Annotated in this window: 22 protein-coding genes; 10 read left to right on the top strand and 12 right to left on the bottom strand. The window is 47.2% G+C overall.

The window, feature by feature from the left end:
• Positions 1–5 precede the first annotated feature (5 nt).
• Both K7B67_RS23965 and K7B67_RS01825 read right to left on the bottom strand, forming a co-directional pair.
• Positions 6–335 (bottom strand): ROK family protein, encoded by a 330-nt coding sequence (locus tag K7B67_RS23965; protein WP_346658247.1) that lies wholly within the window; start codon positions 333–335, stop codon positions 6–8.
• 61 nt (positions 336–396) lie between these two features.
• Complete coding sequence (locus K7B67_RS01825; protein WP_252178665.1) at positions 397–927, bottom strand: hypothetical protein; 531 nt, start codon at positions 925–927, stop codon at positions 397–399.
• Between the two features lie 267 nt (positions 928–1,194).
• Between K7B67_RS01825 and K7B67_RS01830 the strand changes: the two genes are divergently transcribed.
• On the top strand, positions 1,195–3,588 hold the full coding sequence (locus K7B67_RS01830; protein ID WP_252178666.1) for a hypothetical protein: 2,394 nt from the start codon (positions 1,195–1,197) through the stop codon (positions 3,586–3,588).
• Here the strand turns inward: K7B67_RS01830 and K7B67_RS01835 are convergent.
• The gene (locus K7B67_RS01835) at positions 3,566–4,465 is read right to left on the bottom strand and encodes an ROK family protein (RefSeq protein ID WP_252178667.1); all 900 of its coding nucleotides are present in this window, start codon (positions 4,463–4,465) and stop codon (positions 3,566–3,568) included. The genes K7B67_RS01830 and K7B67_RS01835 overlap by 23 nt on opposite strands.
• 30 nt (positions 4,466–4,495) lie before the next feature.
• On the opposite strand from K7B67_RS01835, the gene K7B67_RS01840 reads away from it, so the two are divergent.
• Positions 4,496–6,274: a choline dehydrogenase gene (locus K7B67_RS01840; protein WP_252178668.1), complete on the top strand. Its 1,779-nt coding sequence runs from the start codon at positions 4,496–4,498 to the stop codon at positions 6,272–6,274.
• Positions 6,275–6,401: 127 nt separating this feature from the next.
• Here the strand turns inward: K7B67_RS01840 and K7B67_RS01845 are convergent, their stop codons facing one another.
• From K7B67_RS01845 to K7B67_RS01865, 5 genes are all read right to left on the bottom strand, one after another.
• Complete coding sequence (locus K7B67_RS01845; protein ID WP_346658248.1) at positions 6,402–6,698, bottom strand: cold shock domain-containing protein; 297 nt, start codon at positions 6,696–6,698, stop codon at positions 6,402–6,404.
• Between the two features lie 228 nt (positions 6,699–6,926).
• Entirely contained in the window at positions 6,927–8,537 is a 1,611-nt protein-coding gene (locus K7B67_RS01850; protein ID WP_252178669.1) for a SpoVR family protein, read from the bottom strand.
• Positions 8,530–9,813 carry a YeaH/YhbH family protein gene (locus K7B67_RS01855; protein ID WP_252178670.1) on the bottom strand — a complete coding sequence of 428 codons (1,284 nt, stop codon included), beginning with the start codon at positions 9,811–9,813 and terminating at the stop codon, positions 8,530–8,532. Before K7B67_RS01855 ends, K7B67_RS01850 begins: the two co-directional genes overlap by 8 nt.
• Positions 9,814–9,912: 99 nt before the next feature.
• A complete protein-coding gene (locus K7B67_RS01860; protein WP_252178671.1) occupies positions 9,913–11,835 on the bottom strand; it encodes a PrkA family serine protein kinase in 1,923 nt (640 codons plus the stop codon).
• Between the two features lie 386 nt (positions 11,836–12,221).
• Positions 12,222–13,118, bottom strand: coding sequence for a hypothetical protein (locus K7B67_RS01865; RefSeq protein WP_252178672.1), 897 nt, complete (start codon positions 13,116–13,118; stop codon positions 12,222–12,224).
• A 291-nt stretch (positions 13,119–13,409) separates the two neighbouring features.
• On the opposite strand from K7B67_RS01865, the gene K7B67_RS01870 reads away from it, so the two are divergent.
• From K7B67_RS01870 to K7B67_RS01880, 3 genes are all read left to right on the top strand, one after another.
• Positions 13,410–14,198 (top strand): sulfite exporter TauE/SafE family protein, encoded by a 789-nt coding sequence (locus tag K7B67_RS01870; protein ID WP_252178673.1) that lies wholly within the window; start codon positions 13,410–13,412, stop codon positions 14,196–14,198.
• A gap of 117 nt (positions 14,199–14,315) precedes the next feature.
• Positions 14,316–15,197 (top strand): prolipoprotein diacylglyceryl transferase, encoded by an 882-nt coding sequence (gene lgt / locus K7B67_RS01875; protein WP_252178674.1) that lies wholly within the window; start codon positions 14,316–14,318, stop codon positions 15,195–15,197.
• Positions 15,198–15,235: 38 nt separating this feature from the next.
• Positions 15,236–16,069, top strand: a complete 834-nt coding sequence (locus K7B67_RS01880) for a thymidylate synthase (RefSeq protein ID WP_252178675.1) — start codon at positions 15,236–15,238, stop codon at positions 16,067–16,069.
• Positions 16,070–16,137: 68 nt separating this feature from the next.
• On the opposite strand, the gene K7B67_RS01885 is transcribed toward K7B67_RS01880, so the two are convergent.
• Positions 16,138–17,022 (bottom strand): hypothetical protein, encoded by an 885-nt coding sequence (locus tag K7B67_RS01885; protein WP_252178676.1) that lies wholly within the window; start codon positions 17,020–17,022, stop codon positions 16,138–16,140.
• 196 nt (positions 17,023–17,218) lie between these two features.
• On the opposite strand from K7B67_RS01885, the gene K7B67_RS01890 reads away from it, so the two are divergent.
• Positions 17,219–17,986 (top strand): alpha/beta fold hydrolase, encoded by a 768-nt coding sequence (locus tag K7B67_RS01890; protein WP_252178677.1) that lies wholly within the window; start codon positions 17,219–17,221, stop codon positions 17,984–17,986.
• A 50-nt stretch (positions 17,987–18,036) separates the two neighbouring features.
• Here K7B67_RS01890 and K7B67_RS01895 read toward each other — a convergent pair whose 3' ends face one another.
• From K7B67_RS01895 to K7B67_RS01905, 3 genes are all read right to left on the bottom strand, one after another.
• Positions 18,037–18,291 (bottom strand): hypothetical protein, encoded by a 255-nt coding sequence (locus K7B67_RS01895; protein ID WP_252178678.1) that lies wholly within the window; start codon positions 18,289–18,291, stop codon positions 18,037–18,039.
• Between the two features lie 114 nt (positions 18,292–18,405).
• Positions 18,406–19,152, bottom strand: a complete 747-nt coding sequence (gene cpdA, locus K7B67_RS01900) for a 3',5'-cyclic-AMP phosphodiesterase (protein ID WP_252178679.1) — start codon at positions 19,150–19,152, stop codon at positions 18,406–18,408.
• A gap of 11 nt (positions 19,153–19,163) precedes the next feature.
• Positions 19,164–19,592 (bottom strand): DUF1249 domain-containing protein, encoded by a 429-nt coding sequence (locus tag K7B67_RS01905; RefSeq protein ID WP_252178680.1) that lies wholly within the window; start codon positions 19,590–19,592, stop codon positions 19,164–19,166.
• A 198-nt stretch (positions 19,593–19,790) separates the two neighbouring features.
• On the opposite strand from K7B67_RS01905, the gene fucP reads away from it, so the two are divergent.
• The 4 genes from fucP (at position 19,791) to K7B67_RS01925 (ending at position 24,160) form a co-directional block, all read left to right on the top strand.
• The gene (gene fucP / locus K7B67_RS01910) at positions 19,791–21,110 is read left to right on the top strand and encodes an L-fucose:H+ symporter permease (RefSeq protein WP_252178681.1); all 1,320 of its coding nucleotides are present in this window, start codon (positions 19,791–19,793) and stop codon (positions 21,108–21,110) included.
• A 112-nt stretch (positions 21,111–21,222) separates the two neighbouring features.
• Positions 21,223–22,623, top strand: a complete 1,401-nt coding sequence (locus K7B67_RS01915; RefSeq protein WP_252178682.1) for a TolC family outer membrane protein — start codon at positions 21,223–21,225, stop codon at positions 22,621–22,623.
• Positions 22,624–22,754: 131 nt separating this feature from the next.
• Positions 22,755–23,372 (top strand): hypothetical protein, encoded by a 618-nt coding sequence (locus K7B67_RS01920; RefSeq protein ID WP_252178683.1) that lies wholly within the window; start codon positions 22,755–22,757, stop codon positions 23,370–23,372.
• A gap of 176 nt (positions 23,373–23,548) precedes the next feature.
• A complete protein-coding gene (locus K7B67_RS01925) occupies positions 23,549–24,160 on the top strand; it encodes a hypothetical protein (RefSeq protein ID WP_252178684.1) in 612 nt (203 codons plus the stop codon).
• Positions 24,161–24,177 lie beyond the last annotated feature (17 nt).

A 24,177-nucleotide genomic window follows, 5' to 3' on the forward strand; every position in this document is an offset into this window, starting at 1 on the left:
CCCAGCTACAGCCAGGCTGCTCCCCTGACCCCGGATGAATCACCGTGTTTTGCGGGTACGATCCGGGTGTTCAGCTGATCGGAAAAAACATACTGTGGGACGGTATTCGCAAGCTCGGTATAAAGTGCCTGAATATTCGACATACCACCTCCCAGGACTCGAAATAAGACTCGAAATAAGACACCCATAAAAAATCTCAAAAATAAGACATCCAAAAACTGTATTCCCAAAAAAGAATCTAAAAAACCATCTTCAAGTAGCCTATCATCAAGCCAAACGGAATCATTCGATAAACAGAGGCTGCTCAGGCTATGATTCAGACCACAAAAAGTCATTCCGACTTAAAGTCGAGGAGGGATAAAGAGAAGAAGTTTAATTTTTTAACTGACTACTACGTTAACCTGTCTGATACAAACGGCTACAGACGTTTAAGCCTTGAAGCCACTTCTGTCCAGCTTCAAGTGCGAAGTTCTTCATCGCTTCCAGGCGGCCAACTGCCCGATAAAAACGATTATTCCATTGCATGGTTTTCAGCCATTCATCCGGATCAATTCCCAATCTTTGAAGAATAGGAGGGGTACACGACGGGATAGAACCTTTCTTATCTGTCCTGACAGTGCGGCCACTCCAGTCAACCAGTTCCAGATAGTCGTGAAGAAGGTAGGGAAGGGCAACGTCCGTATTTTGTCCTTGAAAACAAAAAGGTTTCTGATAATGATTCGACATGACAGCGTAAGCACAGACTTCGATAGCAAAGACTGAAACCAGTTCCCGGAGTTTATCCACAACCCACTGACGGCGATGCTCGTAGTTCTTGCCAGTCAGGTGGTTCTCTCCACAGAGGTAAGCCTGACGAACACATCTCGCCATGCAGTGGTAATAAGGCGTTGAGCCGGGGTCAATCAAGGTATTACGAGCTTGGGCCATGAACTCACCTGTCTGGGCAAAAAATCAATGATAGGTGAAAAGTAGACCAGGTGGATGGTAAAGCAAATCTATGGGTGTCTTTTTTTTCTAGACCAGGTGGATGGTAAAGCAAATCTATGGGTGTCTTTTTTTCTTTTTGGTAAAGCAAATCTATGGGTGTCTTTTTTTTCTAATGGGTGTCTTTTTTTTCTAAATTGCGAAAAAGTTACTCTCGCCTACAATAATTTTGGCCAAACCAAACAATAGAAAATTTGGGACAATTTAACAGTGAATAATATAGCCATAAGGTTGACATTGATTTTATTTTTGACTGCGCTTTCATTAGCTGCAAGTGGAAATATTGAAACACTCATCAACGTCAATGAAAATCCAGTAGGTACTGCTATTTCAAGCCAGGGAATACCTCATTTATCAAAAGCACAGACTCACCTGCTGGTGCAACAGGATTCCTATACAATCGTACGACAAGTGTTAGACTCACTGAGTACTTCTGCATCTTTTGTTGTTATTTTATTTTTACCTTACTACATGGTTACCGCCGGAGATGTGTTTCTCAAACAGCAATCAGGCGCCCATTCTTATATAACGAATTTTTTCACAGCATCGGCAGTGACAGTGGAGTCTCTGATCAGGACATCTTTTACACTGCTCAACCTGAATTTTTATTTTAATTATCTGACCACTACTGTGTCTGACTATGTCGACCGAGAAAACAAAATCCTTGCCTGTGACGCGAACCTTCCCCGCAAAGGATTCATGCCTGTCTACCCTGAGCACCCATGGCTGGCCAGTCATTATTATCAGCAGGTTGTATTCCCCGAAGATCAAAAGCCGTTTCTGGAAATCAATGTACTGAGTAATAATGATGATATTGATCTCCCCGATGATATTCCAGAATGGGCCCACTTATATCAAACGCTTTCTGACAATCGTGTGGATAAACTGACTGTCCAGATTCAGGATAATAATAACCTGCTAAAACTGAGGATCAGTGGTGATCAGTTTTTTGAGGACATTAACCTGCCTGTTGATACTGAAGCGGACATTCAGTGGGATCTGCAGACGCTCACAACCCTCTGCTCACAATTTGAAGATGACAAAGTTTACAGCCTTTTTCATGTAGAAACCTTAAAGGCTATTAACCGGACCATTGAAAATTCAGTGTCAGGGGGTATCACTGAAGGGGTAGTTTTTTCACCCTCTTTTACCGATGTTTTAAAGAGTGATAAAGGCGCTGCGGTTATCAGCCTGGGCAGTCGTCAGAATAATCCGGTATCACGACTGGTTTACTCTGATCATGATGTTTTTACCCATCATCCGGGCTTTTTACTGCTCACTGACTCAAGCCAGCATTCAGAGGACCTGTTTTCACTGGCCCTCAGTACAACATCAGACAATCTGGCCATGGCTATTTCGTCACAAAAAATCTGGAGGCAAGATCATATCAATGACCTTATGTCATTGCTTCGAATGGGAGCCGGGCATTTACTTTATCATGCCATGAATGCCCATCTGGCAATGTCGTCTAATCCTGAATCAGCCTCATCACCTCAACAGAGCGATTCTTTTAAAAACAGCCTGTCCAATGTTCCAGAATCGACAGAATTATCGGAACGCTCAGTAGAGCCCGGTTTTTTGAGAGCATTAACCCATACTTTCGAAAAGAGGATAAAAGCGGGTCAATTGTCTTTGGATAACGAACTGTACAAGTTGCATATGAGATTCTTAAGTTCATTCGCTATGTTCATGCTTGAACCGTCGGCTGATGGTGCCAATCCATCGGTTGTAGGGGAAAAAGCCGTTGATGAAAATATAAAATATGGTGATAAATTCATTAAGGTAGATCATGTGTTTGATGAAAATCTTTTAAAAAAGGTCAATGAAGAAATAGGCAAGGATCGCCGATTGTTTGATGTGGATTTTATAGGTAGTGAGTTTGAAAAAAAATACATTAGTAGTTGTTTTGAAAATCTGGAATCTGAATATCTGTCACTTGACCTTCCTAAGAATGATGTTTTTGATTTTATGTCTATAGGGCTTGTTAAAAAAAATCTACGGAGTATTATTCAAATGCATCCCGTAGGGGAAATACTAATCAGTCATTTTGATAAAGATGGCAAGATAAAAGAAAAGGAGGCATTTAAGGAAAAAATTATTCACACTAGCTCAGAATCCGTTAAAGAGCTATGCTGTCAGGCATTGGAAAAAATGGCTGCTTCATTAGGCTGGTCAGATAATGAGGTAGAAAAGATACAGTTTTATATAGTGCGTTATCCCCTAATCAATCCTGACAGGTTTAAAGGGTTTTCCTGGGCACCTGAAAATATCAAGGGTTTGGTTTGGCATCGCGATCCGGGGCGTACAAGTATGGTCGTACAGTTGAATGACAATGATTGTGAAATGAAATATTCAGGTGGTGGACTTGATATTGGTCGGTCTTCAACCCCGGGCTATAGTGTTTCCTCTCCTGATGAAGGCACGAAAGAAACACATTTTTATGAACAAAATAGCGGTTTTGTTTTTACTAACCTCGAGGACTTAGTTCACCGGGGCGGAGACATAGACTACGAATGCAGCAATAATGAAAATGAAGTAGGTGAAAAATGTGTAATCATTGTATTGGCTGGTAACAGCCCAGCTACAGCCAGGCTGCTCCCCTGACCCCGGATGAATCACCGTGTTTCGCGGGTACGATCCGGGTGTTCAGCTGATCGGAAAAAACATACCGTGGGACGGTATTGGCAAGCTCGGTATAAAGTGCCTGAATATTCGACATACCCCCTCCCAGGACAATAACTTCTGGGTCGACAATATTGATGACACCGGCCAGCGCACGGGCCAGTGCATCAATATAATGATTGAAGTGCTTTACAGCCAGTGGGTCGGCGTCTTTCACTCTTGCCATCACTGATTTTGCATCAGGTATTTCCTGTGGGCTGTAACCATAGGCTTCACGAAAACGTTTGGCCATTCCGGTGCCGGAGACAAAGGTTTCGATGCAGTTCTTGCGACCGCAGTAACAGTGTTGGTCCGGACCGTCGATGATGGCAGAGTAATAGGGCAGAGGATTGTGTCCCCACTCACCGGCAATGGCATTGGGTCCTTGAATCAGTTGACCGTTATACACCAGTCCGCCGCCGCAGCCGGTCCCGATAATGACACCAAAACAGCTTTTGGCACCGGCTGCCGCGCCATCGGTCGCTTCTGACAGCGTAAAGGAATCCGCATCGTTAGCCAGTTTGACGGTTCTGCCCAGTTGCTGCTCAAGATCTTCAGCAACGGTCTGATCGTTCAGGTAAAGGGTGTTGGCATTTTTCATACGGCCAGTATCAGGACTGATAGCGCCCGGCAAACAGAGACCGAGATTACTGGCCTGCCCGTAGTGTGCTTCAGTGGTGTGAATGAATGCCTGAATACTATCGAGAAAGTCAGGGTAATTATCCGGGGTGGACTGTCGTTCCCGATGAATCATTTCCCCACTATCGGAAAGCACCACAATTTCGGTTTTGGTGCCACCCACATCAATACCAAATCGCACAGAAATACCTCGTTTACGGATTAGCCAGCTTTGAGTCTGACAGTTATTGTGATCACAGTTATGATAATCTACCAGAGTGGAAACTGCTTCAGCAGCCATAAGTTGAAAAACGCCAACAAGAAGAAAGTGAGTACTATGACAGAGTTCGACTACATCATTGTGGGAGGTGGCTCAGCAGGCTGTGTTCTGGCCAACCGGTTGTCTGAGAACCCTGCCCATCAGGTTTGCCTGGTAGAAGCGGGAGGCAGTGATAAGTCGCCATTGATTTATACGCCTGTCGGAATGGTGATCACTGTGCCCTTTAGCTTTTATAACTGGCAGCTAAATGCTTTGGCTCAGTCCACGGTTAATGACCGGGATGTTTATTGTCCCCGGGGAAAAACGCTGGGAGGGAGTAGCTCCATCAACGCCATGCTCTACATCAGGGGGCAAAAAGAGGATTATGATCAATGGGCAGCCTTGGGAAATGAAGGCTGGTCTTTCGATGATGTTTTACCCTATTTTCTGAAATCTCAGAATCAGGAAAGAGGTGCTTCTGAACGGCATAGCATCGGTGGCCCATTGAATGTTGCTGACCCCAGAAGTCGGCACTGTTTAAGTGAGGCTTTTATTAAGGGAGCGATAGCAGTCGGGGAAAAAGACAATCCGGACTTTAATGGAGCTGATCAGGAAGGTGTAGGCTGGTATCAGGTGACACAGAAAGGAGGACAAAGGTGCAGTTCAGCGGCTGCTTATTTGCACCCTGTTATGGATAGACCGAATTTGACGGTCATGACCAACAGTCACACTGCCAGGGTTATCCTTGAAGGAAAAAGGGCCATAGGGATTGAAGTCGTTCGAGGTATTACCCGAAGAAAACTCTTTGCCCGAAAAGAGGTGATTCTTTCCGCCGGAGCATTTGGCTCCCCGCAGATTATGCTGCTTTCAGGCATTGGTGCCAGAGATAAACTGGAGCCCCACGCTATTGATTGTTTGCATGAGCTGCCAGGCGTTGGTGAAAACCTTCAGGAGCACCCTGACGTTACTGTTCTTGCTAATGACAAGACGGCATCCTCAATGGCTTTTGCCAGACCGCGGGGTTTGGCCAGAGGTATCGGGGAAGGCGTGAAATACCTCCGTAAAAAAGAAGGCTTTCTGGCCAGCAGTCTTGCCGAGTCGGGCGGATTTATAAAATCTTCACCGGCAGTCGAAAGACCTGATCTGCAACTGCATTTTATCCCTGCCCTTGTGGAAGACCATGGTCGTAAATTATCCAGATACCTCCAGTATGGGTTTACGGTTCATGTCAGTGTCCTCAGGCCCGATAGTCGGGGTCGTGTAACCCTCAAAAGTGCCTCCCCCAAAGATAAACCTGAGATTGAGCTGAATATTCTGGAAAAACAGGCAGATATGGATTGTCTGGTACGCGGTGTTAAAAGAGTGAGGGAGATTATTCAGTCACCTGAGTTGTCCCGTTATGCGGGGAAAGAGTATCTGCCGGGTTCCGATGTGCCGGATGATGGACTTGAGTCTTATATAAGAGATAACGCCAATACGATCTATCATCCGGTGGGAACCTGCAAAATGGGGTCTGATGATATGGCTGTCGTCGATAACAGTTTGAAGGTTCATGGGCTGGAGGGTTTGCGAGTGGTTGACGCTTCAATTATGCCAACCATTATCAGTGGGAATACCAATGCACCTACGATCATGATCGCTGAAAAAGCAGCGGAGATGATTCTGGGTAACAATCAGCCAGAACGTCACTTTGAAGAAGGGACGGAAGAAGTGACGGAAGACGTGACGGAAACAGAAGAAATAGCGGTCTAAGATCGCTATTTAATGGCTTCCGGCTTCCGTTTCAAATCCCCGTCAGGCTTATGTCACCCACAGATCTTTGACAAGGCAAAGATTTGGGTGACACTCTCAACGCTCTCAACCTGATTGACAAGAGTTGTCAGGCTGGCAGGGATTCTTCCCGGGAAGTCTCTGTGCCCTGGCCTGCGCTTTCTCCACCACCAGGAACGACACGAGTGGCTATCAGCCCCTTGGGTCCCTGACCGATTTCAAATTGCACAAGCTGTCCGGCTTTCAACGTCTTGAAGCCGTCCATTTCAATAACGGAGTAATGTATGAGTACGTCTTGATTTTCAGTGGCGTCCTGAGCCTGGATGAATCCATAGCCCTTGGGATTGTTAAACCACTTAACTGTACCTTCCAGCATAGCTTCCATTTCCTTCTTGGTCGCTTCCATACAGCGCGATTCCTACATTATCTACATTGAAGGAACTGCCGGGAAACAGCAACCCTTGTTGTTTTATTTTTAGTCACGTGTCAGTTCTGCGTCGTCCATATCACAGCGCTCTTTCTTGGTGATGTCTTTTTGGCCTGAAAGGTTTCAAACTAAAAATACAGCCTACATTTCCGTATAGAGCTATCCCATTATAAGACCATATTGACGCGAGATAACAGTTTATTTTTATCAGGTTGTCGCGAATTCTTCATTTTTTTCCTGTCTGGGCAGACCATAAATGGTTTTTACGCCACCCCACTCATCGACAGACTCCATGTGCACATCAAAGCCCCACAGTCTGTGGATATGTTTGATGATTTCACGAGTGCTGTCAGAATCCACCGGACGGCCCTGGTGCATGAAGTGACGCAAAGTAATGGAGCGGTCGCCACGGGTGTTGACACTGTAAACCTGAATATTAGGTTCACGGTTGCCCAGGTTGTATTGAGCGGCCAGTGACTCCCTGACTTTTCGATAGCCAGAATCGTCATGAATGGCGCTGACTTCAAGGTATGGGTTGACTTCATTGTCATCAATGCAGAACAGCTTCAGATCTCTCATCACCTTGGGTGAGAGGTACTGCATGATGAAACTTTCATCCTTAAAGTTCTTCATGGCGAAGTGAACGGCTTGCAGCCAGTCTGAACCGGCCAGGTCAGGGAACCAGCGACGATCTTCTTCTGTCGGGTTTTCACAGATCCGGCGGATGTCCTGAAACATAGCAAAGCCCAGGGCGTATGGGTTTATGCCGCTGTAACGGGGGTCATCAAAATCAGGCTGGAACACCACGCTGGAGTGGGAATGCAGGAACTCCATGATGAAGCCTTCAGTTATATGACCTTCGTTGTACATTTCGTGCATCAGGTGGTAGTGCCAGAAGGTTGCCCAGCCTTCGTTCATCACCTGAGTCTGGCGCTGTGGATAGAAATATTGAGCCACCTTGCGAACGATCCGTATCAGTTCACGTTGCCAGGTATCCAGCAGAGGGGCGTTTTTTTCTATGAAGTAGAGAATGTTTTCTTCCGGGTCTCTTGGGTAACGCTCAGTCTGTTTTACCTCATGTTCTTCACGAAGAGGAATGGTTCGCCACAAATCATTCAGGTTGCGCTGAATGTATTCTTCGCGCTCTTTGGCCCGGGCTTTTTCTTCTTCCGGTGAAATAGGGCGAGGACGCTCATAACGATTGACACCCTGATTCATCAGAGCGTGACAGGCATCCAGTAGCTCTTCTACGGCATCAACGCCGTGTTTTTCTTCGCACTCTGCAATGTAGTTTTTAGCGAACAGCAGATAGTCGATGATGGAGTCTGCATCCGTCCACTGCTGGTACAGATAGTTACCCTTGAAGAAAGAGTTGTGCCCATAACAGGCGTGGGCGATCACCAGCGCCTGCATGGGCATGGTGTTTTCTTCCATCAGGTAAGCAATACATGGATTGGAGTTGATCACAATCTCATAGGCCAGGCCCATCTGACCGCGCTGGTAGCTTTGCTGGTTGCTGAGAAACTGCTTGCCGAAGCTCCAGTGGTTGTACATCAGTGGCATACCCACAGAAGCATAGGCATCCAGCATCTGTTCGGAACTGATCACTTCTATCTGGTTGGGGTAAGTGTCCAGCTGGTAGCGTTCTGCCAGCTTTGCAAACTCTCTGTCGTATTTTTCCAGCAGGGCAAAGGTCCACTCAGAGCCTTTGGAGATAGGCTCTGCACGACGTGATGGCTTTTCAGTATTGGCAGGTTCGGAGGAAGTTCCTGCTTTATGGGGATCGATGTCCTGCTCGTGGCGTTTTTTGTCAGGCATTTTGACCCTCCTTTTTTTCGAACAGTTTGCGGAAGACCGGATAGATCTCTCCGGCATTTCGTATCTGTTGCATGGCGAAATGACCTGCGTGATGCTTTTCGATCATTTTATATTCATGCCACAGGTTCTGGTGGTGGCGGTCAGTAATTTCTACGTAGGAGTAGTACTGAGTCAGCGGTAACAGTTTGTCGACGATAATATTACGGCACTTGGTTGAATCTGCCTCCCAGTTATCACCGTCAGAGGCCTGGGCTACGTAGATGTTCCACTCATTGGGGGAATATCTTTCAGTAACAATGTCGTCTGTCAGGGTCAGTGCTGACGATACAACCGTGCCGCCGGTTTCCCGGGCATAGAAGAAGTCGTGCTCATTACATTCACGGGCTTCGCTGTGGTGGCGGATAAACACTACTTCAATTTTTTCGTAGTTGCGCTCCAGGAACAGGTAGAGCAGCAGAAAAAAGCGCTTGGCGATGTCCTTGATTTCCCGGGTCATGGAGCCCGATACGTCCATAACGCAGAACATGACCGCCTTGCTGGAAGGCTGCGGCACTTTCACCAGATTGTTGAATTTAAGATCGAATTCATCAATAAAGGGCAGACGCTTAAGCTTTTTGTTCAGCGTCGCAATCTGATCTTTCAGTTCTTTTCTTAACACTTCGTCGTTGGTTTCAGGTCCCACTTCCATTTCACGCAGTTGACGTTTCAGGGCGCGAATTTCTTTTCTTTCTTTACCGGAAAGAGCAATTCGACGGGCGTGGGCGGCCTTCAGGGAGCGCACTACGTTCAACCTGTCAGGAGAGCCCGCAGTCGTATATCCCGCTCTTTTCAGTTTAAAGTCGGTGGAATCCTTGAGTTCTTTGCGAACCAGGTTGGGCAGTTCAAGATCTTCAAACAGGTATTCCAGAAATTCCTCACGGTTAATGGAAAAAATGAAATCGTCTTCACCGGAACCGCTGTTGCTGGCTTCCCCTTCACCGCTGCCTTGTCCACCGCCACCTTGAGGGCGCTGGAAACGATCACCGGTGGTGAATTCTTTGTTGCCTGGATGAACCTGTTCCACCCGGCCACCCCGACCGTGATGAAAAAACGGTTCTGACACATCTTTTTTTGGAATGCTGATGTCGCTGCCGCTGTCAACGTCGGTAATGGAGCGTTGATCGACAGCGTCCTGCACTGCCTCTTTTACCAGACCTTTATAGCGTCTCAGGAAACGCTGACGGTTGACCGTACTTTTCTTTTTCGCATTGAGGCGTCGGTCAATTATTATGCTCATAGGACGCTCTCCTGTCTGATACAACAAGATGAAGAAGCGCCCGCGAAGGCGCCGTGGTGATTGATCATGAACGCTGCCGGTGGCAGCGTAACTCGTGACTTACTGAGACTTGCGAACCCGGATGTACCACTCGGACAGCAGGCGAACCTGTTTCTCTGTGTATCCGTACTCAACCATGCGCTTAACAAAATCTGCATGTTTGCGTTGGTCTTCGTTCGAGCCTTTGGCGTTGAAGGAGATCACTGGCAGCAGATCTTCGGTGTTGGAGAACATCTTTTTCTCGATCACGGCCCGCATTTTCTCGTAGCTCAACCAGCTTGGGTTTTTGCCTTCGTGGTTGGCCCGGGCGCGCAGGACAAAGTTCACCACTTCATTACGGAAGTCTTTCGGGTTAGCGATGCCAGCAGGCTTCTCGATTTTTTCCAGCTCATCGTTCAGGGCACTGCGATCCAGAATGTGTCCGGTATCGGGATCACGGAATTCCTGATCCTGAATCCAGAAATCAGCGTAAGTGATGTAGCGATCAAAGATGTTCTGACCGTAATCGGAGTAGGACTCCAGGTAAGCGGTCTGGATTTCCTTACCCAGGAACTCTACGTATTTGGGGGTCAGGTATTCCTTGATGAAACGCATGTAGCGATCCGTTATCTCATCCGGGAACTGTTGCTGTTCAATCTGCTGTTCCAGAACGTACATCAGGTGCACAGGGTTGGCCGCTACTTCGGTGGAGTCGAAGTTGAAAACCTTGGACAGAATCTTAAACGCAAAACGGGTAGACAATCCGTCCATGCCTTCATCAACACCGGCCAAATCTTTATATTCCTGCAGAGGCTTGGCGTTAGGGTCGGTGTCCTTCAGGTTTTCACCGTTGTAGACCCGCATTTTGGAGAAAATTGAAGAGTTTTCTGGCTCTTTGATACGGGACAGAACGGAGAACTGGGCCAGCATTTTCAGCGTATCCGGGGCGCAGGGCGCATCTTTCAGTGAGCTGTGTTCCAGCAGTTTCTCGTAAATACCCACTTCTTCATTGATGCGTGTGCAGTAAGGAACCTTAACGATGTTGACACGATCAATAAAGGCTTCGTTGGTCTTGTTGTTACGGAAGGTCTGCCACTCGGATTCGTTGGAGTGCGCCAGCAGGATACCCTCAAAAGGAATCGCTCCCATGCCTTCAGTGGAGTTGTAGTTACCTTCCTGAGTTGCAGTCAACAGTGGATGCAGAACCTTCACAGGCGCTTTGAACATCTCCACGAATTCCATTACGCCCTGGTTGGCACGACACAGTGCGCCGGAGAAGCTGTAAGCATCCGGGTCGTCCTGGGAGAATTCTTCCAGCTGACGAATGTCGACTTTACCGACCAGGCTGGAGATGTCCTGATTGTTCTCATCGCCCGGTTCAGTTTTGGCAATAGCTACCTGATTTAAACGACTTGGGTAGACTTTCACAACACGGAATTTGGAAATATCACCACCAAACTCGTGCAGGCGTTTAACCGCCCAGGGAGACATGATGTATTTCAGGTAGCGACCGGGAATACCGTATTCTTCGGTCAGGATCTTGCCGTCTTCATCAGGGTTGAACAGTCCCAGCGGTGATTCAAACACTGGTGAGCCCTTGATGGCGTAAAAGGGTTTCAGTTCCATCAGTGCTTTGAGGCGCTCAGCCAGAGATGACTTGCCGCCACCGACCGGGCCCAGCAGATAGAGAATCTGTTTCTTCTCTTCCAGACCCTGTGCAGCGTGTTTGAAGTAAGAAACAATCTGTTCGATCGCTTCCTCCATGCCATAGAACTCTTCAAAAGCAGGATAACGTTTGATCAGTTTGTTGGAAAAAATACGGCTCAGGCGTGGATCGCGAGACGTATCAACAATGTCTGGTTCGCCAATGGCTGACAGCATTCTCTCCGCCGCATTGGCATAGGCACCAGGGTCGGTTTTGCAAAGATCCAGGTACTCCTGAAGGCTCATCTCCTCTTGTTGAGTTGATTCGTACCTTTCCTGGTAATGAGAAAAAATAGACATATCAGGCTTCCCCCCGCTATGACCTCCATGATCACGGCGTACTTAATATTATTGTCTGTCTGGGCACTGTATTGTTAATGCGAAGTGTGATTGTGAATCAAACGACACTGCTATTTTATAGGAGCAAGTGCTCTGTCTGTTGATATCACAATGCAAGTTATAGAGGCTATCCGTATAAATGTCTACTAATTTCCGGATTTTTTCTTATATGGGAAGGTGGGCTAACTTGTTGATATAAAAGGAAAAAATTAATATCCAGAAGGGTTAATCTATCCATCTTAAAGGGGTTTTTGGATAGTCACCAGTGAAAATTTTTGAACGTTGAAGTGATAGTGTTTTTCTGTCGTTTAATAATCTGACCCAGAGTTAACTTTATTCAGGTGCACTTATGACTCATCCGGCTCTGGTTGAAATAATGAGAAGCCTTTGTTCCGGTGAATCTTTTTTTTCAACTTGAAGCGGTCGTAATGCCAGATCCACAGTTGGGGGTTCTCCCTGATCACCTGTTCCATTCTGTGCATCAATCGCTGAAGGTCGCGTTGGGTATCCCCTTTTCTGTCACCAGTCTGGGTCAGTGGCAGAGCCTCAAAATGCAACTGCCATTGGTTGTTTTCAAAAGTGCAGTAGTGAAAGAGAACGGGTGCTTTTAGAAGATGAGCTGTCATAATGCCACTGGCGGGAGCCCGGGTTTGCTGCCCAAAAAATGTTACCGGCATTTCTCCTGAGCGGAGGTCGCTGTATAAAAATACGGCTTTTTTCTGTTTCAGAGCCTGGAGTACCGCAGTGGGGTCTCCTTTTACAATAGGTTCAATACCGGCCTTGAGAAGAAACGCCTTGCCGAGTTTATGAGTTAATGGTGACTGCTTTCCTGAACCAATCAGGGTCGTTGCCGGTAAGCCCTGTTGTGAGAGGGCTAGCGTTCCCAGATCGGGAGGTCCCATGTGGAGTGAGAGTACGACCACGCCTTTGTTGTCTGAAAGAGCCTGAGTAATAACGTTCTGATTGTGCAGCAGGTAATTGACTTTGCTCAGTGAGGGAAGGGAAAGAATGTAGTCAATGGTGTGACGAGCAGACTGGCGAATGATCTGTTTCTGTCTCTTCTCAGAAACAGGCAAGAGGGTCAGTTGCAGTGACTCTCTGGCAATATGGCTTTTTTTGGCTCGCAGGGCATAAGAGAGTACCAAGCCGATGACAGAGTAAACGAACCGGGGCGTTCGGGATAAGAGTCCGATTAAGAAGCGTACCGCTGTATCTTTCTGGCCGATGTTTATACGTATAGACATTTATATGTTTTTGTTGTTGGTAATCATGTAAAGCCTGATGATAGGAGAGGGTGTGTTTCTTTGCCAGTCAATTCATCAAAATCGGTACTTTGTTGACGTTGTGTGAACTACTTTTGAACGGGGTGAACTAAACCGTTATTATCGGGTCAATTAACGTATTCATTTAATTTACAATAGCGATGCGTCTTCGTTCCTTGCATGGAGTGCTGCACTGCTAATGTTTTATGGCTTCAGACACGAGAGTTGTGACAGAACTCCCGGCTTGAGGCTTTCTTGCTGGATTGCTGTTTAATGATTTTTCTTTCCTATCTTCTGCTCGGTGCTCTGGCCGGGACTCTGGCCGGTCTGTTCGGGATCGGTGGTGGGCTGGTTATTGTTCCGGTGCTGGTTTACAGTTTCGAGTTACAGGGGCTGTCTCCCGAAGTTCTCACTCATCTGGCTGTGGGTACGTCGCTAGCCACCATCGTTGTCACTTCACTCAGTTCCATTCGCACTCACCATTCCAAGGGGGCTGTTCAGTGGCCTGTTTTTGGTGTTTTGACGATGGGAATTCTTATGGGCTCATGGCTCGGGGTTTACACTGCGGTCCAGATGTCGGGCCCAATGCTTCAGAAAATGATTGGGATTTTTGCCCTGGCCGTAGCCGCAAAAATGTGGTTTGGCTTCAAGCATTCTGAAAGCAGTAAAGTGCCGGGACGACCGGTATTAGTCACTGCTGGAGGCGTCATAGGCTGGGCTTCCAGTATATTTGGCATCGGTGGTGGCAGCCTGTCAGTACCCTTTTTGCGCAAGAGCAGCCTCTCAATGCCCCAGGCAGTGGCGACTTCGGCTGCCTGTGGTTTGCCGATCGCTATTATGGGAACTGCGGCTAATATGTTCCTGGGCATAGAAAATGAGTTGTTGCCAGAGCTGAGTACCGGCTATGTTTACTGGCCGGCCTTTCTTGGTATTGTCCTGACCAGCATGCTGTTTGCCCGCTTTGGTGCCCAGTTGGCTCATAAGCTGTCTTCTGACAAATTACAAAGGTTGTTTGCGCTTCTGCTGCTGGCTGTAGGATCGGAGTTTCTTTTCTCTATCTGAAAGCGTCAGGCCAGCTGGCTCATCCCTTTGTCTTGTTGATACACTGATTCGCCGAATGCACTTTTCTCAAGTTCAAAGGGGGGAGTGCGTAACAATAAACCTATCCGGAATCCTCCTGTGATCCCATATCCTCAAATTGATCCCGTTGCGATCAGCCTTGGGCCTCTCAAAGTTCACTGGTACGGTCTTATGTACCTGGTGGGTTTTGCCGGAGGCTGGTGGCTGGCAATCCAGAGAGCCAAGAAATCAAAGGGTTTATGGAATCCTGAACAAATCGGAGACCTGGTGTTCTATGTGGCGGTCGGGGTGATCCTGGGCGGGCGCATGGGTTATGTGCTGTTCTACAACTTTGATTATTTTCTCCAAAACCCGCTCTGGCTGTTCAGCATCTGGGAAGGCGGCATGTCTTTCCACGGTGGCTTGCTGGGGGTTCTGCTGGCGGTATTGCTCTTTGGCCGCAAGATTGACAAGAACTTCTTCCAGATGACGGACTTTATTGCTCCTGTGGTTCCTTTGGGGCTGGGCATGGGTCGCCTGGGTAATTTTATTGGGGGTGAGCTATGGGGAAGGGCAACGGATGTTCCGTGGGCTATGGTCTTTCCGACGGATCCCTCACAGATGCCAAGGCATCCATCACAGCTTTACCAGTTTGTTATCGAGGGGGTTATCCTGTTTGGGGCGCTCTGGTGGTTCTCGGCCAAACCCCGTCCGCGGATGGCTGTGTCCGGATTATTCCTGCTGATCTATGGTATTGGGCGCTTCTGTGTAGAATTTGTCCGGCAGCCCGATGAACAGCTGGGCTTTATTGCTTTTGGCTGGTTGACGATGGGGCAGCTGCTGACGGTGCCTATGATTCTTCTGGGTGTGGGGCTTATGGTGGTAGCCTATAAAAAATTCCCACTGGTGGATGGGCAGAATCAGGATGACCAGGCCTGGTTGAAAAAACATGCGCCTAAGCCTGATGAGAAAACAGCCGTGAGCGGACGTAAACAGCCATGAGCGGACATAAGCCATGAGCAATAAATAAAGGATTAACCATGAAACAGTATCTGGACCTCCTGCGTCATGTAAAAGAGCAGGGCACTTTCAAATCCGATCGAACCGGCACTGGCACCTACAGTGTTTTTGGTTATCAAATGCGCTTTGACCTGGCGAAAGGTTTCCCGCTGGTCACCACCAAGAAGTGCCACCTGCGCTCCATTATTCATGAGCTGCTCTGGTTCTTGAAGGGTGACACTAATATCGCCTACCTGAAGGAAAACGGTGTCAGAATCTGGGACGAATGGGCGACAGAGGAAGGAGACCTGGGCCCTGTTTATGGTAAACAGTGGCGAAGCTGGGAAGGGGCCAACGGCGAAACCTTTGATCAGATTCAGTGGCTGCTGGATGAAATAAAAACCAATCCGGATTCCAGAAGACTGGTCATCAGTGCCTGGAATCCCAGTGTGCTGCCCGATGTGACATTCAGCCCTAAAGACAATGCCGCTATGGGTAAACAGGCCCTGCCGCCCTGTCATTGTTTGTTCCAGTTCTATGTTCTCGATGGCAAGCTGTCCTGCCAGCTCTATCAGCGCAGTGCTGATATTTTCCTGGGGGTGCCTTTTAATATCGCCTCTTATGCATTATTAACCATGATGATTGCCCAGGTCTGCGATCTGGAGCTGGGGGATTTTGTTCATACCTTTGGTGATGCCCATCTTTACTCCAATCACCTCGAGCAGGCAGAGGAACAGCTAACCCGTGAGCCATTCCCTCTACCAAGGATGAAACTGAACCCTGCGGTCAGGGATCTGTTTGAATTTACCTTTGATGACTTTGAACTGGTGGGTTATCAGGCCCATTCTCATATCAAGGCGGCTGTTTCAGTTTAAGCAGTTTTCGTGACTTTCAAATGCTCTGACGTATCAAACAAGCATTATTGATACGTCAGATTAAATCGTTACTTATCGTTGAAGGGGTCTTCAACCTGGATAGAATGCAGGATAGAGTTGGTTGAGGTATCAGCCTGAGCCCTTGACCCGCTGTATTCAACATAGACTTCTGACTGCGAGATAGCGGCATCTTCTGCATAGCGACAAATGGCTTCATTGTACGTGCCCAGTTGTACAATATTGGGCACTTCTACCTCGTAATATTCATAGGTCAAAACCGTTATGGTTTCATACTCATTCAGACGTGGATTGTATTGAAGAGTGGGCTTGTAACTCTGTCTGGTTTTCGAAACCCTGACGGTACCACCCAAGTGGAGGTGTACCGTACATCGATGATTCATAATGACCTGTCCCCACCGTTCTACATGGACTACCAGTCCGAATACTTGCCACTGACTAAAGGAACCTGGATTTTTGATTGTCGGACTTAAATCAATGCCATTGGGAAATTGAGTAAATGAGGGTGTTTTGGAAAAACTGCTTTCAACCGGTTGGATATCAATTACTCGATAAGGACTGTTAGTCGCCATAGAGTTAAACCAGAATGGGTATTTGTATTTGATGACCATAGGTTTTCTGCTGGAAGGGCTCAAACTCTCCCAGAGGTAACGATACTCCGGTTGTATTGATATATGGTAGGTCCGGGCCGGGTATTTTTTTTCAGCGGCAGCGCCTTGCCCTGCCTGAAACTGTAGTTCCCCGGATTCCCAGATAAAGCCTACTTCCCAACCTTTTGAGGCAATCGTGCCGACCATAAGTCCGGTTTGCCACCATCCCTCCTGGTTGGCCTGTACTTGTTCAGAAAGTGGTTCGAATTTTAAAGGGGGGTTAGACCAGGCGGTCAGACAAAATGCAGAGATCAACAGGCTGAAGAGCCATTGTAGTCTTTTCATGATGGTGTCCTTACCAAAAAGTGAAGTTATAGGATTCAGACTAGCATTTGCAAGAAAGTCTCAGGCAGAGAGGTTCCCTCAGGTTTTCTCCGTATCCCAGCAGAGAGGCCATACTGATAAAGTGTCTTCAGAGACAGAATACTTTTACCCAGCTCTATAAGGAGCGGCGCAAGACGGAAGGAGGGATGAGTCATTTATGAAATTGTATGCCAGACAGCAGGGAGAGGGTGAACATCTGATCAGTGTCCACGGATTATTTGGATCGCAGGAAAATCTCGGTGCGATCAATCGCCAGCTTGCCCGGAAATTCAAGGTACATGGTCTGGATGTCCGCAACCATGGTCGCTCTCCCCATGATGATGCAATGGATTATTCCGTTATGGCCGCAGATATCATTGAATACCTGGATGATCAACAGATTGAGAAGGCTCATCTACTCGGACATTCTATGGGCGGTAAAGTCGTGATGGAAGTGGCCCTGACTTATCCTGACCGGGTCGGCAAACTGGCGGTTATGGATATCGCTCCGGTACAGTACGGGGTACGACGGCATGACGATGTTTTCGCAGGTTTGTCTGCTGTTGATCTCGAGGCTATGGAGAAGCGGGCGGATGCCGATCGTGCCCTGCGCCAGCATGTAGAAGAGTTGGCTATCAGAACCTTTCTGCTGAAGAACCTTTATCGCAATGACGAAGGAGAGTATCGCTGGAGAATGAACCTGGAAGCTATCCGTCATAACTATCTGAAAATTTCTGCGGGTTATTCAGGAGACGGATGTTTTGAAGGTGATGTATTGTTTCTGAGGGGCAGTCACTCGGATTACATTCTCACAGAACACCGGGAAACTGTTCTGAAACATTTCCCAAAAGCCGCTATGCGAGAAATTGCGGGTACAGGCCACTGGCTTCATGCTGAAAAACCGGAATTGGTAGCCCGTACTTTGATGCGTTTTCTGGAGTCTTGAGTATTGGTACAAAAAAGCCGCCTCAGTTGGGCGGCTTTTTTGTATTCACTTCAATGTCTGGCTTGCCGATCCTGGATGTCATCCCATTGACTGGAGTCGTCATCGTCATCGAAATGCTCGTAGGAGTCGGCGAGATTCTGACGAAGGGACTTCTTATCCCAGTAATCATCAATGCCCTGTCGAATGGATTTTTGTTTTCTCTTCTTGCAGCGTTCTTTGGCAGTTTGTCTTTTTCTGAATTCCTGACCTGAATCCCAAAAGATTTTATCCTGATCGTCGTACTGCATTGATCTAACCCTGGACATATCCTTACTTCCTTTTTTTACTGCTCTATCTTCAATTTAGAAAAAATAAATCAGGTTTTTAATAAGAAATGTTGATATGAAGAGGGTTATCAATAGCCGTTCGCAGTCAGGCTCCTAGCCTTCCAGTCGAACCACCCGAGTGTTCAGGGTGCCGTCGGGCATTAGTTCAAGCTCTCGGTAGCCAGGGCAACGGTTATCCGTCATAAAATCATCGGATTTGGGCTTGAACTGGGCACAGGTAGAAGGAGTAGAAAGAAACCGGACATTCTCGATAAGCTGATCTCGCTCCTGATGGATATGACCGTTGATCACTGCACGGACGCTGGCGTGCGACCGGATCAGGTTCATAAACTGGTCAGCGTTTTTCAGTCTGATTTCGTCCAGCCAGCGACTTTCAATGGTGTAGGCAGGGTGGTGAAAAGCCACCAGAGTGGGTTTGTCCGGGTTCTCAGACAGGTACTTTTCCAGAAGCTGAAGCTCGGTGCTGGATAAAAAACCGGGTATCTGTCCCGGAATCTGGGAGTTCAGCATAATGATTTGCCAGTTGCCTAAATCCAGGTAAGGCTTCATGGCCCCGGGGTTGACCTGGTGCATCAGGTGAGCGTCGTCATGATTTCCACAGGTCCAGAGATAAGGTTTGTCGCAGCTATCCAACATGCTTTTCAGGGTTTGGTAAGATTTCAGGCTTTCGTCCTGACTAAGATCACCCGTGACAAGAAAAGCGTCCGGATTAAAGGATGAGGACTGAATCTTATCCCAGACGGCCAGGAAACTTTGATAAGTATCGGTTCCCATCAGTCTGCGATCAGGCGTGCCGAACAGATGGGTATCGGTTAACTGGATAATACGTATTCTGGTCATAGGCTGATTCATCAATTATTTAAACCATGAGTGAGACAGAAGTTTAGCCATTCAGAAAAAAGCTGATTCAATTGTTCCTTTTCATCGGGCATAAGCATCTTCTCATTGGGATAAGGGTAAATGGCTTTGAAGTGCCGGTCTTTATTGACACTGATGATTTCGGCCATTCTAACATCCCGATAAATACGGATCCGGAACTCGGGAAGCTTCAGCCATTGACCCCAGGCGGCATCCAGGTTGACGTGTAGAACGGTGGTATAAGGTGCCCGCTCCAGCACCTGAAACCGTGCCTGTCCCTCCCACCCGGCGAGATAAAATGAGAGAACAAGGTTGTCGTTGTTCTCCAGATCGGGCAGCAGTTTCATGAGTTTATGGAAATTCCTCTCACACACCTTTTGCTGCTTGATCAGGTTGGCTTTGTAGGGAGTTTTGCTATCCATAACTCAATCGTAGTGCATGGCCCTGTTATTCGGCATTGGGTTTGCTGGCCTTCTGGCCATAACTTTTCTTTTTGTGGGCTATATTGTCTACGCGAATACGATTCATAAATACGTCAGTTGTCTTTTTTTGAGTGAATGTTGCCGGCTTTCGATTGCTCATTGCCGGTTTGGGGTATGCCGTTCAGGGGAAGTACCGTTGTGAATAGATTATCTATAACCAAGTCTGCCGATTGCAAGTCGACGAGTAGCAAAGAATTACCGGTTGTGCCGAGGGAGTTGCTGGTTTCTTTTGCATTACTAACCAGTTGTTTTGCCTTATGGGGACTGGCACACAATATGACGGATGTACTCGTTGCTCAGTTCCGTAAAGTGTTTATCTTAACGGATATCCAGTCCAGTATGGTGCAAATGGCGTTCTACGGCGCTTACTTTTGTCTGGCCCTGCCTGCCGCCATATACATCAAAAAGTTTTCTTACAAGTCTGGCGTATTGCTTGGGCTGGGTCTGTTTGCATTCGGTGCATTGTTATTTTATCCAGCCAGCCAGAGCATGCAGTATTCCCATTTTCTGGCAGCCCTGTTTATCCTGGCAGGAGGGCTATCTATTCTGGAGACCAGTGCCAACCCCTATGTTATTGCCATGGGGCCAGAAGAGACCGCCACCCAAAGGTTGAATCTCGCCCAGTCCTTCAACCCTTTCGGTTCAATTATCGGGGTTCTGATTGGAAAATTTTATATCCTCAGCCAGTTAAACCCGGCTACGGAAGCACAGCGGGCGCTGATGCCGGTTGAGCAGTTGCGGGCGATTCAGTCACAGGAATTAATGGCTGTTATGGGGCCATACATAATGACGGCTGTCGTCATTATGGGAGTATGGCTCTCTATCGCGCTTCGTAAAATGCCAAAAGCAGTGGCTGCTTCCGAAGCGTACAGCTATTTAGCATCCTTTCGTCGTCTGTTTAAAAGAAAAGTATTTATCCGTGGTGTTTTGGGACAGTTTCTTTACATGGGGGCGCAAGTTGGTTGCTGGTCATGGACGATTCGTTACGTCATGAAGAACGTCGGAGGTACCGAAGCAGAAGCTTCAACCTATTACCTCTATTCAATCCTGCTGTTTAGTGGCGGTCGCTTTGTTTGTACCTCTCTGATGCGTTATATCAAGCCTGCGAAATTGCTGGGCGGGCTTGCCATTGTTGCAGCAATGATGGCTATTGTTGTTATGCTGAGCGATGGCTATGCTGGCATTTACGCTCTGGTTGTTATCTCTGGCTGCATGTCATTAATGTTCCCCACCATTTACGGCATCTCTGTGTCCGGACTGGGAAACGATACTCAACTGGGTGGTAGCTGCCTGATTATGGCCATTCTCGGGGGAGCCGTACTGACCGCACTGATGGGTTGGATTTCAGACAGGTCCGGGATTGGCTGGGCCTTTGTGGTTCCGCTGGTCGGATTTATTTACCTGACCTGGTTTGGTCTGAAGGGAAGCAAAAAGAAAGAAATTTCAATGATGAAATAACTGGGAAACTCACAGTAAACTAGTGTAAATTCGATGGGTCTTGCTTGAGCAACAGCGGGTAAACCGACATTATTGTTCGGCTTTTGGGCCCATTTTTCAAGGAACTGGAGATATGCCACGAACTTATCGCAAAGGCTTTTTACTGGCAGCCCTGGCTGGCTCTATTATGTCTGCCCAGGCGACAGAGACTGAATACAATTTGCTGGATGTGTACAACCTGGCGCTAAAAAATGATGCCCAGCTGGCCGCTGCCCGGGCGGATATGATGGCGACTCAGGAAGGTAGCACCCAGGCAAGGGCCCTGTTGCTGCCCAATCTGTCTTTGTCGGCTGGAACGCAGTACAACAAAACATCCCAGGAGACTCAAGTCGGTGATGTCAAAGACAACTATAACTCCCATACCTGGGGAGCCACGCTAAGTCAGCCGCTGTTCAATTTGGCCAGCTGGTTTGGTTATGACACTGCCAAATTTCAAAGTGCCCAGGCAGAAGCCTCTTTTAGCTATGAGCAGCAGAACCTGATCCTCAGGGTGTCAGAAGCCTACTTTAATGTGCTCAGAGCCGAAGACAGCCTGACCACTGCTATCGCTGAAGAGAAAGCGGTTAAACAACAGCTGGACCAGGCTCGTGAACGTTATAATGTGGGTCTTATTGCCGAGACCGATGTGCTCGAAGCCAGGGCGCGTTACGACGACGCCCGAGTCGTTAGGATTGATGGTGAGAACAGCGTCTCAGTGGCTTATGAGGCTCTGCGCACCATTATCGATAAAGATGTTCAGAACCTTGGCAAGCTCAATAAAACCATGCCGGTCAGTGCGCCGACGCCTGCCAACTCAGATGAGTGGGTCAACAACGCGGTCAAGAATAACCTGCAACTTGAGGCCGCACGGGAAAGCCTGAAGGCAGCGCACAGCAATATCAAGGCCAAAAAGTCAGGTCATGCACCGACGGTTGATGCTTTTGCCAGCTATAACTACAGTTCCAGTGATGCTGACTCTGCCAGGGTACGCATTGGTGAAACTGGGGTAATGACAACCGGTGACGGCGACCAGACCGTAGTCGGCGTTAAATTTTCCCTGCCACTGTTTGCCGGTGGTGCCACCAGTTCCCAGGTTCGTCAGGCCACTTACCAGATGGAATCGGTTCAGCAGAATTACGATAAAGCACTGCGCGAGATTAACTCCGGCACCCGTAACCTGTTCCGCTCAGTCAATTCTGATGTTGCCCGTGTCGAAGCCCGTTGTCAGGGCATTGTCTCTTCTGAAAGTGCTTTGCAAGCGACAGAGAGCGGCTATGAGGTCGGTACCCGTAACATTACCGATGTTCTGGATGCCCAGAAGACATTATTTGCTGCCCAGCGGGATTACCTGAATGCCCGCTACGACTACATTGTCAATACATTGAAGTTGAAGCAAACAGCCGGTACTTTGAGTCCGGAAGACCTTTCCCAGCTGAATAACTGGATTGTTTCTTCAGAAGAAATGTCGATACCTGCCGAATGTCGTGCAAAATGACAGCGGCTTTTTGTATAAGCAATGTTTGACAGAATAATAGTGCTGACTTCAGCACTATTATTTCCTGCAAAATCATAAAAAAGTGCTAAATTTCAGGGTTATTGCTCAAAGTAAAGAAACCTGAAAAGCGCATGAAAAATCACAGAGCCATTGTAATAACTCCGATTATTTTTATTATTTCTGTTTTGTATTCATACAATGCCAATGCATCACCACTCTGTGATGCGATCAATAGTTTAATGACCCTTATTGATGAGATAGATATAAAACGAGATCGATTGGGTCAACAGAGCGAACCTTATTTTTCTTATAATAATGTAGCATTACCAGATAGTTTTCGATTGTTAAGGTTATATCAGGCTTCATTGCAGGTCAGAAACCTGCCGGGTAAAGTTTCTTCAAAAATCCTCTATGCAAACAGTCTTAAACAACGAGACTTACGCTGCCTGCCAGGAGGCACTATTAATCCTTTGGTGCAAGCGTCAGCAAGGAGTGTGTTGAGGAGTGAGGGAGTGGCTTACTATCGATTCGACGAGAATGGAGTACGACTGAGTAAACCGGAATGTGTAAAATTTTCTGGCATAGATGAGTTAAAAAATGAAGAAATCAACGAAAAGGCAAAAGAGCATTTATCAGAAATGTTCGAGTCATTGGAAAATGATCAGGTGTTTTTAACAACCTGTACTAATTTGGGCTTTGAAAATGAGTACAAAATAACGATGGATTTAATAAGGGCTGCATTACATTAACATTGCAGCCTGAACAAAAGATGCCAGCTATGAGCGGCAACCTTGGTACAATCCTGAGCAACCAAACCCTGTTCCGTTCAGTTAATTCGGATTTAGCGCTATTATTTTCCTGCAAAATAATAAAAAAGTGCTAGATTTCAGGGTTATTGTTCAACGTAAAGAAACCTGAAAAGCACATGAAAAATCATATAGCCATTGTAATTACTCGAATTATTTTTATTATTTCTGTATTGTACTCATACAATGCTAATTCTTCACCACTCTATAATGCGTTCAACAGTCTGACCGCCCTCATTGATGAGGTGCATTTAAAAGAGTTTCGACTCAGTGGACGAGTCGGAGAGGTTTTTTCTTATCCAGTGTTGAATAGTAATCTGGATATGCTAAAACTGTACTTCGCATCGTTATCTTCCATAGAGCAGCCAGTTCCAGTCCCTTCAAAAAAGCTCTTTGTGAGAAATATGAAGGAACGACTGCGTCGCCGTGCGCAAGGTTGTTCTATACAAGCTGAGGAGCAGGATTTAGATCGGTCAATGGCTCGTTGTGAAGGGGTGGGTTACTTCCCATTTCATGAAAGCGGAAAAATACTTGATGAGGAAGAACATGTACTTTTTTCTGAATTAGACGGGCTGGAAGAGAAAGAAGTCAGTGCAAGGGCAAAAGATTTTTTATTAAAATTCTACACTTTGTTGGAAAGCGATGAGCGTTTTTTAATGATGTGTACTGATTTTAGTATGGAACGTGAGTATAAAATAACGATGGATTTAATTAGGGCAGCATTGCATTAACGGGGGGCGCCTGGTCG

The organism is Endozoicomonas sp. 4G (genome assembly GCF_023822025.1).
Classification (GTDB): domain Bacteria; phylum Pseudomonadota; class Gammaproteobacteria; order Pseudomonadales; family Endozoicomonadaceae; genus Endozoicomonas_A.

Coding starts and splice junctions, on each gene's coding strand:
- K7B67_RS23965 (WP_346658247.1), bottom strand. CDS start 335: ATGACTTTTTGTGGTCTGAATCATAGCCTGAGCAGCCTCTGTTTATCG.
- K7B67_RS01825 (WP_252178665.1), bottom strand. CDS start 927: ATGGCCCAAGCTCGTAATACCTTGATTGACCCCGGCTCAACGCCTTAT.
- K7B67_RS01845 (WP_346658248.1), bottom strand. CDS start 6,698: ATGGAAGCGACCAAGAAGGAAATGGAAGCTATGCTGGAAGGTACAGTT.
- K7B67_RS01850 (WP_252178669.1), bottom strand. CDS start 8,537: ATGCCTGACAAAAAACGCCACGAGCAGGACATCGATCCCCATAAAGCA.
- K7B67_RS01855 (WP_252178670.1), bottom strand. CDS start 9,813: ATGAGCATAATAATTGACCGACGCCTCAATGCGAAAAAGAAAAGTACG.
- K7B67_RS01860 (WP_252178671.1), bottom strand. CDS start 11,835: ATGTCTATTTTTTCTCATTACCAGGAAAGGTACGAATCAACTCAACAA.
- K7B67_RS01865 (WP_252178672.1), bottom strand. CDS start 13,118: ATGTCTATACGTATAAACATCGGCCAGAAAGATACAGCGGTACGCTTC.
- K7B67_RS01870 (WP_252178673.1), top strand. CDS start 13,410: ATGATTTTTCTTTCCTATCTTCTGCTCGGTGCTCTGGCCGGGACTCTG.
- K7B67_RS01880 (WP_252178675.1), top strand. CDS start 15,236: ATGAAACAGTATCTGGACCTCCTGCGTCATGTAAAAGAGCAGGGCACT.
- K7B67_RS01885 (WP_252178676.1), bottom strand. CDS start 17,022: ATGAAAAGACTACAATGGCTCTTCAGCCTGTTGATCTCTGCATTTTGT.
- K7B67_RS01890 (WP_252178677.1), top strand. CDS start 17,219: ATGAAATTGTATGCCAGACAGCAGGGAGAGGGTGAACATCTGATCAGT.
- K7B67_RS01895 (WP_252178678.1), bottom strand. CDS start 18,291: ATGTCCAGGGTTAGATCAATGCAGTACGACGATCAGGATAAAATCTTT.
- cpdA (WP_252178679.1), bottom strand. CDS start 19,152: ATGACCAGAATACGTATTATCCAGTTAACCGATACCCATCTGTTCGGC.
- K7B67_RS01905 (WP_252178680.1), bottom strand. CDS start 19,592: ATGGATAGCAAAACTCCCTACAAAGCCAACCTGATCAAGCAGCAAAAG.
- K7B67_RS01915 (WP_252178682.1), top strand. CDS start 21,223: ATGCCACGAACTTATCGCAAAGGCTTTTTACTGGCAGCCCTGGCTGGC.
- K7B67_RS01920 (WP_252178683.1), top strand. CDS start 22,755: ATGAAAAATCACAGAGCCATTGTAATAACTCCGATTATTTTTATTATT.
- K7B67_RS01925 (WP_252178684.1), top strand. CDS start 23,549: ATGAAAAATCATATAGCCATTGTAATTACTCGAATTATTTTTATTATT.